Genomic DNA, 14,392 nt, shown 5'->3' on the forward strand with positions numbered 1-14,392 from the left:
GGCACGCCGGCCTTCAGCCCCTACAGCCCGATTGGAGTACCACAGATGACTGCTTCGACGACCCTCTATCCGCCGGAAGGCTTCGGTGCCCCCAAGAACCGGAAAGGCCATGCCACCGGCGATCTCGGATTGCCTGCGGGCACCGAGATCTTCTCGGCCGACAACCACATCTCGGTGGCCGACGACATCTTCTACGAGCGCTTCCCCGAGGAGCTCAAGGGCGCCGCGCCGCGCATCTGGTACGAGGACGGCGCCTACATGGTCGGCATGAAGGGCAAAGCCTGGACGGGAGGCGATTTCGGACGCGTGCTGATGCAGTACGACGACCTCGCCGGTGCGGCGTCGAACAACATCGCGGCGCGCATCCGCGAGCTCAAAGAGGACGGTATCGACAAGGAGCTGGCCTTCCCCAACGCGGTGCTGGCCCTGTTCCATTACCCGGACAAGGGGCTGCGCGAGCGGGTGTTCCGGATCTACAACGAGCACATCGCCGCCCTCCAGGAGCAGTCGAACGGACACTTCTACGGTGTCGGACTGATCAACTGGTGGGACCCCAAGGGTGCGCGCAGCACCCTGGAGGAACTGAAGTCGTTGGGCCTCAAGACATTTCTGCTGCCGCTGAATCCGGGCAAGGACGACGAGGGCAACATATACGACTACGGCAGCACCGCGATGGATGCGGTCTGGGACGAGATCGAGGCGTCCGGCATCCCGGTCAGCCACCACATCGGGGAGACCCCGCCCAAGACACCGTGCGAGAACAACAGCGTGGTGGTCGGCATGATGGTCAACGTCGACTCCTTCCGTGAGCAGTTCGCCAAGTACGTCTTCTCCGGCATCCTCGATCGGCATCCCACACTCAAGATCGGTTGGTTCGAGGGTGGAATCGCCTGGGTGCCCACCGCACTGCAGGATGCCGAGCACATGTTGGCCTCCTACCGGCACATGTTCAACCACGAGCTGCAGCACGATGTCCGGCACTATTGGGACAAGCACATGGCCGCGTCGTTCATGGTCGATCCGCTGGGGCTGCGGTTGATCGACGAGATCGGCATCGACAACGTCATGTGGTCCAGCGACTACCCACACAACGAGAGCACCTTCGGGTACTCGGAGAAGTCCCTTGCCACCGTTGTCGAGGCGGTCGGTCCGGAGAATGCGACCAAGATCGTGTCGACCAACATCCAGAAGTTCCTGGGGCTCCTATGAGCGCTGCCACACTGTCCGGGGTCACGCAGATCGCCCACACCGGCTTCACCCCGCTCGATATTCCGGATGAGCCCGACCTCGCCCGGATGCGCCGAGAGGTCGGTGCGCGCCTGCATACGGCGATGGCCGAGCAGGGGGTGGACGCGCTCGTGCTGCTCGGCAACAGCAACGTCATGTACGCCACCGGCATCGCCTGGCCGTTGGCCGACGCGGGCCTGTCGCATGTCGAGCGGCCGGTCGCGGTCGTGCTGGCCGACGACGAACACCCGCACCTGTTCCTGCCGTTCCGTGAGGGCGCGGCCATGGAGACGGGGCTGCCCGAGGACCATCTGCACGGGCCGGTCTATCTCGAATTCGACGAGGGTGTAGCCGAATTCGCCCAGATCCTGGCCGGATTGCTGCCAGCCGGTGCGACGATCGCAACCGACGAGCTGACCGGGGCGATGCGGCTGGCGGGCAGCGCACTGTTCCCCAGTGCACCGGTGGATGCCGCGGCGGCGATCGGTGCGGCCAAGATCGTCAAGACGATCGACCAGATCGCCTGCATCCGCCGGGCCTGCCAGATCACCGAAGAGGCAGTCGGCGAGATCCACAAGTCGCTGGCGCCCGGTGTGCGCCAGATCGACCTGTCCGCCGAATTCGTGCGCCGCACTTTCGAACTGGGCGCCACAACCAACATGTTCGACTCGATCTGGCAGGTCATGCCGGCCTCGAAGGCAGAGGGCACCTGGACCACCACGGGCGATCTCGCCCTACCACTGCTCACCACCGAGCGCGAGTTGCAGCAAGGCGATGTGCTGTGGACGGATGTGTCGATCGCGTACCACGGCTACTGCTCCGACCATGGGCGCACCTGGATCGTCGGTCAGGACCCGACGCCGGTTCAACAGAAGCAGTTCGACGCGTGGAGCCGCATCGTCGACGCTGTCCTCTCGGTGACCAAGGCCGGTGCCACCTGCGGTGATCTGGGCCGCGCGGCGACCGCGGCCGGCGGCGGCCAGAAGCCGTGGCTGCCGCACTTCTACCTGGGGCACGGCATCGGTACCAGCGCCGCCGAAATGCCCATGATCGGTACGGATCTCGGCCAGGAATGGGACGACAACTTCGTCTTCCCGGAAGGCATGTTGCTGGTGTTCGAGCCGGTGGTCTGGGAGGACGGCACCGGCGGCTACCGCGGCGAGGAGATCGTGGTGGTGACCGAGAACGGCTGGATGCCGCTGACCGCGTATCCGTACGACCCGTATGAGGTGTCCCGTGGGAACTGAAATCGAGGCCGACGGCCTGGCACTGCGCGCCAGCCGGCGGGAGCGCGCCATTGCACAGATGGAAGCCCATGACCTCGACGCGCTGGTGCTCGGCAGGCAGGCCAATGTTCGGTACATCTCCGGCGCACCGCAGTTGTGGGTGGTGGGCACCCGGCCCTTCGGACCGATCTGTACGTTCGTGCGCGCCACGGGTGAGATCCACCTGAACAGCACCTGGGATGAGGGCATCCCAGAGGAGATCCCGCACGAAAATCTGTACGGCTTCGCCTGGAACCCGATGACTCTGGTTGGTGTGTTGCAGAGCATCAAGGGTGCCGACTCGGCGTGGCGCATCGGAACGGATGCTCTGACGCCCACCTTCGCAAAGCTGCTGCCGATGGCCTTCCCGAACGCGGAGTTGGTGGACGGTGAGCAGGCCATGCGCGCCGCACGCCGGGTGAAGACCCCCGAGGAGATCGTGGCACTGCGCCGCGCGCTGGCCGTCGCCGAGGAGGGACTGGCGAAAGGCATTGCCGAGCTGGTTCAGGGAACCACCGAGAAGCGCCTCGCCGGTGCGATATTGGAGGCCGAGGCGGCCGGCGGGGTGAGCACCCCCGCCACCCAGGACGCTGCGTGGGTCACCTCGAAAGACCATCCGTGGCGCCGCGCCGAAGTCGACGGGCGCGTGAGCGAGGGTGACCTGGTGGCTCTGTCGGCGGGCGTGCTCGCGGACGGTTATGTCGCAGAGGTCGCGCGGACGGTTTACGTGGGCGAACCGACAGATGCGGTTCGATCGCTGTACCGACGCCGGGATGACCTGTGGGACAGGCTGGTTGATGCTTGCCGCGCCGGAGAACCGACGAGCGCGTTACTCGATGCGTACGAACAGGCCGGCGAACCGCTGCCGGCGATGCCGGTGGCGCACGGGCTCGGGCTGGGATTCGACCCGCCGGTGGTGTCGCCGAACCTGCGGGCGACCGCCGAGGCCGACATTCTCGAGGAGGGCATGGTCCTGGCCGTCACGGCCTACGTCTGGGAGCAGGGCGTCGGTGCGGTGTTCACCCGCGATGCCGTTGTCGTGGGGGCCGACGGTCCTGAGGTGCTGACCCAGGCCCCGACCGACAGCGAGGTGGCACATGTCTGAGCGGCCCACACCGGAGGAGATCATCCTCTACGACAAGGACCCCAAGACCAAGATCGCCACCATCACCTTCAACCGGCCGGACTTCCTCAACGCGCCGACGTCGATGGCCCGGCTGCGGTACGCCGACGTGCTGCGGGCGGCCAACGCCGACAACGACGTCAAGGTCGTGATCATCCGCGGCGTGGGGGACAACCTGGGCAGCGGGGCTGACCTGCCGGAGTTCATGGAGGGCAACGACAATCCGGCGGTACGGCTGGCGGAGCTGCGGCTGGAGGATGACGGAGTGGGGGAGGTGACGTACCCGCCCAAGGGCACCTTCCGCAACGGCGCCACCATCAGCTCGTGGTACGCCAACTCCCAGGCCGGCAACCGTGCGTTGCAGGATTTCAAGAAGATCAGCATCGTCGAGGCCAAGGGTTACTGCTACGGCTGGCACTTCTACCAGTGCGCCGATGCCGATCTGGTCATCTCCTCTGACGATGCCCTCTTCGGGCATCCGTCGTTCCGATACCACGGCTGGGGGCCGCGGATGTGGACGTGGGTCCAGATGATGGGCCTGCGCAAGTTCCAGGAGATGGTCTTCACCGGGCGGCCGTTCACGGCCGCGGAGATGTACGACTGCAACTTCCTGAACAAGGTGGTGCCTCGCGATCAGCTGGAAGCCGAAGTGCAGAAGTACGCGCTCGCCTGTACCCGGAACCGACCGGTGGACACCGTCTTTCAGCAGAAGATGTTCTTCGAGATCTTCAAACAACAGCAGGGCGAGTACATGGGCAGCCTGCTGTCGGCGTTCTTCGAGTCGATGGGCAACGGGGTCGCCAACGACAGTGAGGACGACCTGGACATGTTCGAGTCGATCGATTCCGGACTGTCGGCTGCGGTGAACGACAACGACAGCAAGTTCCCACCTGAGTTCCGGCTGTCCAAGAAGAACCGGGCGAAACCCGAATAGGCACATGAGCTCACCACTTGACGGGTACACCGTCGTCGATCTGTCGTCGGGAATCGCCGGGGCGTACGCCACGAAGATCCTCGCCGACGGCGGCGCCGACGTGATCAAAGTCGAAGCCCCCGAAGGTGACCCGTTGCGCCGCTGGTCGGCGTCGAGGGCACACATCCCTCCGGACGAGGACGGCGCGCTGTTCGCCTTCCTGTCCGGCGGCAAACGCAGCGTGGTCGTCGACCCCGGTGACCTCGCCCTGCTCGACCGGCTGGTGGCGGCGGCCGATGCCGTGATCTGGTCTCCGGAATCGGCTGTCGCCCAGTCGGTCGCACCGGAGGATCTGTTCCGGCGGTATCCGCATCTGATCGTCACCACGATTACGCCGTTCGGGCTGGACGGGCCATGGAGCGACCGCGCCGCCACCGAGTTCACGCTGCAGGCGTGGTCGGGCGGTGCCATCGGTATCGGTCGCGGCGTGCAGGACCGGGCGCCGGTGTCGATCGGCGGTCAAGTGGGCGACTGGCTGGCCGGTGCGTACGCGGCGGCGATGACGCTGGCATTCCGGGTACGCGCGCTCCGTGACGGCCATGGCGAGCTCGTCGATCTCTCCAAGCTCGAGGCGCAGATCCTGGGCCTCACGTACTACCCGGTCACCTACTTCGAGATGCTGGGCCGCCCGTGGCGCAGCGAGCGCAGGCCCACGGTTCCCGGCGTCGCGGAGGCGGCAGACGGATTGGTGGCACTCGGATGCGGTACCGCCCAGCAATGGTGGGACCTGTGTGCGATGTCGGGTCACGACGAGTGGATAGACGAGACCTCGGAGCTCACCATCACCGAACAGGCGAACCTGCATGCCGAGGAGTTGTACGACTGGCTGCGCGACCAGAAGGTGGACGACGTCCGTGACCTGGCGTCCGCGTTCCGGATCCCCAACTCGCCGGTGGGTAACGGTGAGAACGTCACCGCCATGGATCATTTCGTGCAACGGCAGGCTTTCGTCCGTAACCCCCAATATGGGTTCACCCAGCCGGCTGCACCGTACCGGCTGACCGGTGTGGCATTGCGCGAGCCGGCGCCGGCTCCACTCCTCGGTGAGCACACCGAGGAGATCCGGGCCGCCGAGCTGACCCCGCGCAAAGCACCGGACGGTGAGCCGGGCCGGGACCGGCTGCCGTTCAGCGGATTGCGCGTGCTCGACATGACCACGTTCTGGGCCGGGCCGTCATGTACCCACCCGCTCGGCTTGCTCGGCGCCGAGGTGATCCATCTCGAGTCGACCCCGCGCCCGGACGGCACCCGGCTGATCGCCGGCATCCCGGCCTCGGTGGAGCAGTGGTGGGAGCGTTCGCCGATCTTCAGTGCGCTCAACACCAACAAGAAGAGCCTCACCCTCGACTTCCAGACCGAGCAGGGCCTGGATCTGTTGCGCCGGCTGATCGCCACCTGCGATGTCGTTGTGGAGAACTTCACGCCGAGGGTGATCGACCAGATCGGGCTCGATTTCGACTCGGTGCGCGCACTGCGCGAGGACATCGTCATGCTGCGGATGCCCGGGTTCGGGCTCGACGGCCCGTGGCGCGACAACCCGGCATTCGCCTACATCATCGAGGATGCCACCGGGCTGAGCTGGCTCACCGGCTATCCGGATCGCACTCCGTTCGAACCGTATTCGATCGGTGACCCCAATGCCGGCGTGCATGCGCTGTCGGCGCTCATGCTGGCCCTGGAGCACCGTCGCCGCACAGGGGAGGCGGTGCTGGTTGAGGCGGCGATGGCCGACGCGGCGCTCAACATCGCCGCCGAACAGGTCATCGAGCACTCGGCCTACGGTGTGCTGCTGCAGCGCGACGGCAACCGCGGTCCGGCGGCCGCGCCACAGAACATCTATCAGAGCGACGGGATCGACGAATTCGGCCGCGATGACAGCTGGGTGGCGATCGCGATCAGCACCGACGCGCAGTGGGCCGCGTTGCGCGCGGCGCTGGGTGAGCCGGACTGGGCCACGGATCCGGGATTGGATTCCGTCGACGGGCGCCGAGCGCAGCACGACCTGATCGATGAGCAGCTGGCCTCGTGGTGCCGGTCGCGCAGTGGCGATGAGATCGTCGAAACCTTGTGGCCGATGGGAGTTCCCGTGGCCAAGGTGATGCAGCCGCACCGGCAGCTGGAGCTGGACCAGGTGCGGTTCCGGCGGTTCTTCGAACATGTCGGCCACCCGGTGAACAACGCCGCCCCGCACAGCACATTGCCGGTCGCGTTGGCCAATGGGCCGCGGGCGCTGCATCGGCAGGCCGCACCCCTGCTCGGCGAGCACAATCACGAGCTGCTGGCCGAACTGGGACTGTCCGACCACGAGATCACCGCACTGGCCACCGACGGCGTGATCGGTACTCAACCCGGCGCCGGCGGACGCCGCAAGGCCGCTCGCTGAGCGGGCCGTGAGCCGATCTCAGCGACGCTCGAATTCGTCGAGCAAGGCGCCGAAATCCTGTGTTTCCCAAAGGCGGAGGAAGTTGCTGAGCATCAGCAGCTGGGCCCGCACCGACTCGTTGTCGGCGATTCGGGCGTCGAAGCGATCGATGTTCTGATCGGGCAGCGCGGCCTCGAGGTGGGCAGGAGCGTCGAGAAGCCAGGCAACCCCCATCACCGCGGCGTAGAGCACGAGTTGGGTGCGCAGCCGCGCGGTGTCGAGTGCGGGGCCGCCGGCGGCGTGAAACTCGGCCGCGAAGTGTTCCAGCAGCCCATCGAGATGCTGTTCCCAGATCTCTGTCTCGGCGCTGCACAGCGAACCCCATAGGGCCATGGCGACATTCATCACGCTGACGCAGCCCCAGTCCATCAAACCGCACTTCAACGTCCCATCCGGCTCGGACCAGAACCAGGCGTTGTCGACGTTGGCGTTCCAGTGGCAGAGCGCCACCTGGTCCACGGTGGTGTGCAGCCAGCTCATGATGGCGTCCTCGGCACCGGCGATCCGGCCCACGTCGGCGAGCATGCGGTCGGTGAACTCCGGGTGGCCGACGGTCGTGGGCAGCAGTGCCGGGTAGCGGTCTGCGAATGCGGTGAGGCGCCGGACCTGCCCGGCGAGCTCGTCGGGCGAGCGGTCTGTCCGGGCGCCGACCGTCACTTTGGCGGCGTCGTAACGGAACTGACCGGTCACGTTGTCAGGAAGGCGGCCGGATCGGTGCGCGCCGGCCAGTCGCGCGACCGAGGTCAGTAGGGCCCGGTAGTGCCCGAGCGCATCGGGCATCCGGTAGTCGAGACATTTGTCGTAGTGCCGTTCAACCGCAGAGGTGCCGAACGCGATCCGCTCGGTCAACAACATCCCGGTGCACGAAGCCGCGTGGTAGTCCGCGAACAGGCATACCGGCACCGTGACCGGCAGCTCGGCGCCGGCCGACAACGCCCCGAATGCCACCTCGAGCTCCATCTGCGACTTGCCCCGGTCCCGGCGGGAGTTGTCGAAATCGCGGGAGAACTTGACGAACAGTTCGCTGGGCAGGAGATCGGCCGGATCCGCGTAACGCACATCCAGCAGCGCTTTGCGGCCGGTGCTGCCCCCGGCGCATTCCTGGAAGCGGGTGATCTCCGTGATGCGATTTCCCTGCGGGAGAGCGCCGAAAGTGTGCAGCGCTGAGGTCAAGAAGTCCGGTCCGGCCGAACGGAGGGTGTCCGGATCAGCGGGAAATTCGAGCCCGGTGCCGTCTCCGATCACCCAGCGCTGCATCTAGCCTCATCGCACGTCACACCATTAGCCTCAATGACCATGGCTATCAATCCTTCTGACATTCTGCTCACCGGACAGGTGGCGGTTGTCACCGGCGGCGGCACCGGTATCGGCCGGGGCATCGCTGCCGGTCTGGCGGCATTCGGCGCCTCGGTGGCGATCTGGGAGCGCAACGAGCAGAGCTGTGCAGAATCCGCCGAGTCGATCGGTGCATTGGGCATCGTCACCGATGTGCGCGACTCCGAACAGGTGGATGCAGCGTTGGCGCAGACGGCCGCAGAGCTGGGCCCAGTGCGCGTCCTGGTCAACAACGCCGGGGGTGTGTTCTCGTCACCGCTGCTGGAAACGAGCGAGAACGGTTGGGACGCACTGTACAAGAGCAATCTGCGCCACGTGTTGCTGTGCACCCAGCGGGTGGCGCGCCGGCTGGTCGCCGACGAATTGCCGGGCAGCATCATCAATCTCACCTCGATCGAGGGCGTGCGCGCCGCACCCGGCTACGCCGCGTATGCCGCGGCCAAGGCCGGCGTCATCAACTACACCCAGACCGCGTCGTTCGAACTTGCGCCGCACAACATCAGGGTCAATGCGATCGCGCCCGATCTCACCATCACCGAGGGCCTTCTGGCCCTGTCGCCGGACGGCCCGCCCTCGGGCATCGCCGACGGCATCCCGATGGGGCGGGCCGGTCACGTCGACGAAATCGCCGGGGCAGCAGTATTTCTGGCTTCGGGGATGTCGGGCTACATCACCGGGCAGACGTTCCACATCGACGGTGGCACGCGGGCTGCGGGCGGCTGGTACCGCCACCCGCAGACCGGTGCCGCAACCCTCGGTCCGGGCTAGGGATCCGGACCTACTTGAGGCAGCTTCCCGCGTCGACCGGCAGCGTCACACCGGTGACGTAGCGGGCCTCGTCGGAGGCCAGGAACAGCACGGCGTTACTGATGTCCACGGCCTCGACCCACGGGATGGGCAGAGTGTGGAACAGCTGGCAGATCGGCGCCATGTCGTCGGGGCCTGGGTTCTCTAGGTCGGGCCGGAACATCTTGAACGTGCCGTCGTTGTGCAGCATCGGGGTCGCCACGTGCGTGGGATGCACACTGTTGCAGCGGATGTTGTGCTGGCCCAGCTCCACGGCGAATCCGCGCATCAACCCGACGACACCGTGCTTCGCGGCGACGTAGTTGCCGCAGTGCGGGTAGGCCTTGAGTCCGCCGACCGAGCTCGTCAGGATGATCGAGCCGCCGCGACCGCCCGCGATAAGGTGCGGCACACCGGCTTTGACCGACTTCCAGACGCCGGAGAGATTGATGTCGATCATCTCGTCCCAGTCGAGCTGGCTGGTCTCGTGCAGCACGCCCCCGCCGTTGCCGATGCCGGCGTTGGCCACGATGATGTCGAGGCGGCCGAGCTGCTCGACACCACTGTCGACGGCGGCCTTGATCGCCTCGGCGTCGCGCACGTCGACCTCGGCGGTGACGACGCGGCGGTTGAGTCCCTTGATGAGGTTCGCGGTCTCGGCCAGGTCGTCGGAGGTGGAGGCCGGGATGGCGGTCTCCACGCCGGGCCGGATCGGTCCACAGATGTCGATCGCGATGATGTCGGCACCCTCTTGCGCCAGCCGTACCGCGTGACTACGTCCCTGGCCACGGGCCGCGCCGGTGACGAACGCGACCTTGCCTTCCACCCGTCCAGTCATTGATTACCCCAGTTCTGTTTGCGATGTCTGCCGCGTGCTCTGCGTATTTCTGAGCACCTGCTCAGCAACTGTGTCACCGGGCAGCCCACCGTGTCAACGACAGATACGTTTCAGGCAATTTGTACTCTCCGCTTAGAAGAACGAAGTTCTCGGCCGACCGCCGGGCGACGATTTGCGGCAGGAGATACCGCCGTCATCCGGTCGAGCGGGATCGCCATGCGGGCGCCGGAGACGTGAACAGCGCTGAGTTCGGGCTGTGGATGCTCGATGAGTGAGCACAGCGAGCGGGTTCGGATGGTGGCGGTCGCCCGTTGTGCAACGCGATAGCGGTGAGTCCGGAGATCGGGTACACGCCAGAGGGTGAGGAGAATTCTTTCGCTAAGAGAACGAAATTCTCAGCTAGCTGGCGGCGAATCCGTTGGCGACGAAGTCCCATACTTCGTCGGCGGTGATCGGGTGCACCGACGCCTCGTCGGCGCCGCCGCTCGACTGTGCGACGAACATCACGGTCTGCATCGTCATCGCCGCCATCCGCCGGGGGTTGATCCCGGGGCGCAGCTGGCCGGCCTCAGAGGCCTCTTCCATCAGCTCGGTGAGCAGCGCCAGCAGCGGCGCGTGGGCGACCTTCACCTCGGATGGGTGCGATACCAGCAACCGGGGCGCGAAGTCGGTGAACAGCGGGCGCTTGGCGGCCGGATCGGGCCGAGATGACTCGAAGAGCAATTGAATTGCGATCTTGAGCCGCTCGATCGGCTCGCCCTTTGTCGAGGTGGCCGCCCGGATCTGATCGGCCGAACGGCTCAAGGCATCCTCGAACAGCGCGAGCAGGAGCTCGTGCTTACCGTCGAACTGCAGGTAGAAGCTTCGCAGCGACTGGCGCGAGCGGTCCACGACCTCTTGCACGGTGAAGTCGGTGCTGCCCTTTTCGATGATGATCGCCTGGGCCGCGTCCAGGAACCGTTGCACGCGCTGGGCGGCGCGCAACTTTGCGGTTTTGATCGACCGCTCGACAGCTCGTTGCTTCCACGCGGGTTCTTCGCCAGCAGTAGTCACTGGCTGCTCCGACGCTTGTCGAGTGGGGAGAACATGAACTGACTGTACCGGAGAACGCCTTGCCATTGTGGTGCCAGACCCCCTCGCGGCCAACGTGTCGGAGATTGTAACTTTCGTACTGTGAGAATAGTATTCTCACGAGGGGAATTATAGAAGTCCTTTGAGAAGAAGGGTTTCGCATCAAATTTGGCGCCGCCGGGGCGCTGTTTGCGGGTGGCTGCCGCGGTCGCGAAGGCGGCTGTCGTGTGGCAGCTGTGAACAGAAGGATTTACGTGTACATCGACTACGACGTCGCCGATTCGGTCGCCACGATCACGCTGAACCGGCCGGAAGCGGCCAACGCGCAGAACCCTGAGCTGCTCGATGAGCTCGATGCGGCCTGGACGAGGGCTGCCGAGGACCGCGAGGTGAAGGTGATCGTGCTGCGGGCCAACGGCAAGCATTTCTCCGCGGGGCATGACCTGCGCGGCGGGGGCCCGGTGCCCGACAAGATCACACTGGAATTCCTCATCGAGCACGAGTCGCGGCGCTACCTGGAGTACACGCTGCGGTGGCGCAACGTGCCCAAGCCGTCGATCGCGGCGGTGCAGGGGCGCTGCATCTCCGGTGGTCTGCTGCTCTGCTGGCCGTGCGACCTGATCCTGGCCGCCGACGATGCGTTGTTCTCCGATCCGGTGGCGCTGATGGGGATCGGTGGCGTCGAGTACCACGGCCACACCTGGGAACTCGGGGCCCGCAAGGCCAAGGAGATCCTGTTCACCGGGCGGGCCTTGACCGCGGAGGAGGCCGAGCGCACCGGCATGGTCAATCGGGTGGTGCCGCGTGCCGAACTCGATACCCAGACCGCCGAGCTGGCCGCGCAGATCGCCCAGATGCCGGCGTTCGCGCTCCGTCAGGCCAAGCGAGCCGTCAATCAGACCCTCGACGTACAGGGTTTCTATGCCGCGATCCAATCCGTGTTCGACATTCACCAGACCGGGCACGGCAATGCGCTTAGCGTCAGCGGATGGCCGGTGCTGATGGATATCGACGGAATGAAGCAGAACATCAAGTAGGCCCGGGCCTCTGAAGATGGGGGCGATCCGGCTCAGCGTGAGTTACGCGGCCCGGCAAATCTACGCGCAGACCACTGCGGCGGCGGCCGTGACGCTCGTCGTGCTGGCGCTGAGCCGTAACACGGTCGGCGACGCGCGTCAGCTCATGACGCAGGCGAACCTCGTCGCGCTGATCGCGCTGATGGTCGCGGCGGCGATCGTCGATACCATCGTGGGTTGGATGAACGTCCATCCGACGTTCAAATGGTTTGCCGCGGGGGAGAAGCCGACACCGCAACAGCAGCGCGCCGCGATGCGCATCGCGCCGCGTCAGACCATCATCCAGTTCGCCACCTGGGCGGTGAGCGCGCTCGTCTACACGCTGCTGAATCTCGATGCCGGCGGCGGCGTGGCCTACGTGATGGGTGGTGCGATCCTGTTCGGCGGCGTGGCCGCGGCCTGCATGGGATTCCTGGTGACCCAACGGATGTTGCGGCCGATCGTCGCGGCGTCGCTGACCGCCTCCTCGTCCACGATCGTGCGGATGCCCGGCGTGCTGGCCCGGTTGGTGACCATCTGGACCCTGTTCAGCGGGCTGCCCCTGGCCGGCATCGCATTGATCGTCCTGGCCCGGTCCAACGGCTGGTTCGTGCAGAAGACGGCGCCGGTCGAGGCAGCGGTGCTGGTGCTGGCCGTCGTGTCACTGGTCTTCGGGCTGCGGTCGATGGTGCTGGTGGCGCGTTCGGTGTCCGACCCGATCGGGGAAGTCGTGCTGGCCATGAAAGCAGTCGAGCGTGGATGGTCCGGGGTCTCGGTCAAGGTGTACGAGTCGTCCGAGATCGGCCGGCTCCAATACGGATTCAACCGGATGCTGGCCGGGCTGGCCGAGCGAAACCGGTTGCGCGACCTGTTCGGTCGCTACGTCGGAGTCGACGTAGCTCGTCACGCCCTGCAGCAGGGCGGGACCGTCAGCGGTGATGTCCGTGAGGCCGCTGTTCTGTACGTCGATCTGGTCGGCTCGACAGCACTGGGTGCATCACGTCCGCCGCAAGAGGTGGCCCAGCTGCTCAATGGATTCTTCAAGATCGTGGTGGACACGGTCGAGCGGCATCACGGGCTGATCAACAAGTTCGAGGGTGATGCTGTGCTGGCCGTCTTCGGTGCACCGCTGCGGCTGGACAATCCGGCCTCGTCGGCGCTGGCCACCGCTCGGGCTCTGGTGCCACGGCTGCACAAACTGCCGGATGTCGAGTTCGGCGTTGGTATTTCGTGCGGTTCGGTCTTCGCGGGCAACATCGGCGCCGAGAACCGGTACGAGTACACCGTGATCGGCGACGCGGTGAACGAGGCGGCGCGCCTGGCCGACCATGCCAAGGATCGCGAGTCGACAGTGTTGTGTTCGGGAAGCGCGTTGGCTCACGCCGATGCAGACGAAGGGCAGTACTGGGTGGTGCGTGGTTCGACGGTGTTGCGCGGCCGCTCGACGGCCACGGTCTTCGCCGAGCCGATCACGCCCTAGCGCGAACAGTCCCCCGCTTGGGGGACTGTTCGGCGCGAAAGCGCTACAGCTGGGCCAGGCGGGGCACCGTGCCACGGGCCCGAAGCCCGGCGCCGGCCTTGCGGGTGAGTTCCCTTGAACTGCCCAGTAATCCGTCGAGCACCAGGACCCGCTTCACATGGTGATGCAGCTCGTGTTCTTCGGTGAAACCGATCCCGCCGAGCACCTGCTGGCAGTGCTTTGCCGCGGTCAGCGCGGCCTTGCCCGCGGCGGCCTTGGCCAGCAGCGAGTTCAGGTCGACGTTGTCGGCACCGGGCAGGCTCAGCGTCGCCTCGGCGCCTTCGATGGCCACCAGTGTCTCGGCGAGTCGGTGCCGTACGGCCTGGAAGGACGAGATCGGCTTGCCGAACTGCACGCGGTCCAGGGCATGCTGCCGGGCCAGTGCCAGCATCGCGCGGGCCGAGCCGACCAGCCACCAGCCCAGGGCACGCCGTGCCTCCGAGATCCGGAGCAGCTGTCCGTCGGGCACCTCGCGCAGCGGCAGGCCGCCCATGGTCTGATTGGCGCCGGCCGGAGAATCCTCGCGTTCCCACACCACCCAGATGCCGCCGGCGTAGGGCATCGGCGGGGTACCGCCGGGCAGCCCGCCGATGGTCTCAAGCAGCACGTCGTTGAGAATCGAGGCGTGCGCGCCTGTTTCGCCCAGCAGCCGGAACACCAGCGGCATGGCGACCTCTGGCATATCGGACAGCATCTCGGCCCAGCCGAGTTCGGCCAGCGCGGCGTCCAGCTTGGCGCCCGAGGCCGACAGCATGGTCTTGCGGAGGGTGTCTTCGAG

Annotated in this window: 12 protein-coding genes; 8 read left to right on the forward strand and 4 right to left on the reverse strand. The window is 66.2% G+C overall.

Annotated features, from left to right (window positions below; genetic code table 11):
- Positions 1-45: 45 nt before the first annotated feature.
- The 5 genes from BN2156_RS00425 to BN2156_RS00445 are packed head-to-tail and all read left to right on the forward strand — an operon-like array spanning position 46 to position 6,971.
- On the forward strand, positions 46-1,209 hold the full coding sequence (locus tag BN2156_RS00425) for an amidohydrolase family protein (protein WP_090509091.1): 1,164 nt from the start codon (positions 46-48) through the stop codon (positions 1,207-1,209).
- Entirely contained in the window at positions 1,206-2,474 is a 1,269-nt protein-coding gene (locus BN2156_RS00430; protein WP_090509093.1) for a M24 family metallopeptidase, read from the forward strand. Before BN2156_RS00425 ends, BN2156_RS00430 begins: the two co-directional genes overlap by 4 nt.
- Positions 2,464-3,597, forward strand: coding sequence for a M24 family metallopeptidase (locus BN2156_RS00435; protein WP_090509095.1), 1,134 nt, complete (start codon positions 2,464-2,466; stop codon positions 3,595-3,597). The genes BN2156_RS00430 and BN2156_RS00435 overlap by 11 nt, the downstream gene beginning before the upstream one ends.
- The gene (locus BN2156_RS00440) at positions 3,590-4,549 is read left to right on the forward strand and encodes an enoyl-CoA hydratase/isomerase family protein (protein WP_090509097.1); all 960 of its coding nucleotides are present in this window, start codon (positions 3,590-3,592) and stop codon (positions 4,547-4,549) included. The genes BN2156_RS00435 and BN2156_RS00440 overlap by 8 nt, the downstream gene beginning before the upstream one ends.
- 4 nt (positions 4,550-4,553) lie before the next feature.
- Positions 4,554-6,971 carry a CaiB/BaiF CoA transferase family protein gene (locus tag BN2156_RS00445; protein WP_090509099.1) on the forward strand — a complete coding sequence of 806 codons (2,418 nt, stop codon included), beginning with the start codon at positions 4,554-4,556 and terminating at the stop codon, positions 6,969-6,971.
- An 18-nt stretch (positions 6,972-6,989) separates the two neighbouring features.
- On the opposite strand, the gene BN2156_RS00450 is transcribed toward BN2156_RS00445, so the two are convergent.
- The gene (locus BN2156_RS00450; protein WP_090509102.1) at positions 6,990-8,267 is read right to left on the reverse strand and encodes a hypothetical protein; all 1,278 of its coding nucleotides are present in this window, start codon (positions 8,265-8,267) and stop codon (positions 6,990-6,992) included.
- Positions 8,268-8,306: 39 nt separating this feature from the next.
- Between BN2156_RS00450 and BN2156_RS00455 the strand changes: the two genes are divergently transcribed.
- Complete coding sequence (locus BN2156_RS00455) at positions 8,307-9,113, forward strand: SDR family NAD(P)-dependent oxidoreductase (RefSeq protein ID WP_090515276.1); 807 nt, start codon at positions 8,307-8,309, stop codon at positions 9,111-9,113.
- A gap of 10 nt (positions 9,114-9,123) precedes the next feature.
- Here BN2156_RS00455 and BN2156_RS00460 read toward each other — a convergent pair whose 3' ends face one another.
- A complete protein-coding gene (locus BN2156_RS00460) occupies positions 9,124-9,969 on the reverse strand; it encodes a mycofactocin-coupled SDR family oxidoreductase (protein WP_090509104.1) in 846 nt (281 codons plus the stop codon).
- 399 nt (positions 9,970-10,368) lie between these two features.
- Positions 10,369-11,088, reverse strand: a complete 720-nt coding sequence (locus tag BN2156_RS00465) for a TetR/AcrR family transcriptional regulator (RefSeq protein WP_162490698.1) — start codon at positions 11,086-11,088, stop codon at positions 10,369-10,371.
- Between the two features lie 206 nt (positions 11,089-11,294).
- Between BN2156_RS00465 and BN2156_RS00470 the strand changes: the two genes are divergently transcribed.
- Together BN2156_RS00470 and BN2156_RS00475 are read left to right on the forward strand one after the other, a co-directional pair.
- The gene (locus BN2156_RS00470) at positions 11,295-12,077 is read left to right on the forward strand and encodes an enoyl-CoA hydratase (protein WP_090509109.1); all 783 of its coding nucleotides are present in this window, start codon (positions 11,295-11,297) and stop codon (positions 12,075-12,077) included.
- Between the two features lie 16 nt (positions 12,078-12,093).
- On the forward strand, positions 12,094-13,575 hold the full coding sequence (locus BN2156_RS00475; protein ID WP_090509111.1) for an adenylate/guanylate cyclase domain-containing protein: 1,482 nt from the start codon (positions 12,094-12,096) through the stop codon (positions 13,573-13,575).
- Between the two features lie 43 nt (positions 13,576-13,618).
- Here BN2156_RS00475 and BN2156_RS00480 read toward each other — a convergent pair whose 3' ends face one another.
- A complete protein-coding gene (locus tag BN2156_RS00480) occupies positions 13,619-14,368 on the reverse strand; it encodes an acyl-CoA dehydrogenase family protein (protein WP_235625321.1) in 750 nt (249 codons plus the stop codon).
- Between the last annotated feature and the right edge of the window lie 24 nt (positions 14,369-14,392).

This window comes from Mycolicibacterium neworleansense (genome assembly GCF_001245615.1).
GTDB lineage: Bacteria > Actinomycetota > Actinomycetes > Mycobacteriales > Mycobacteriaceae > Mycobacterium > Mycobacterium neworleansense.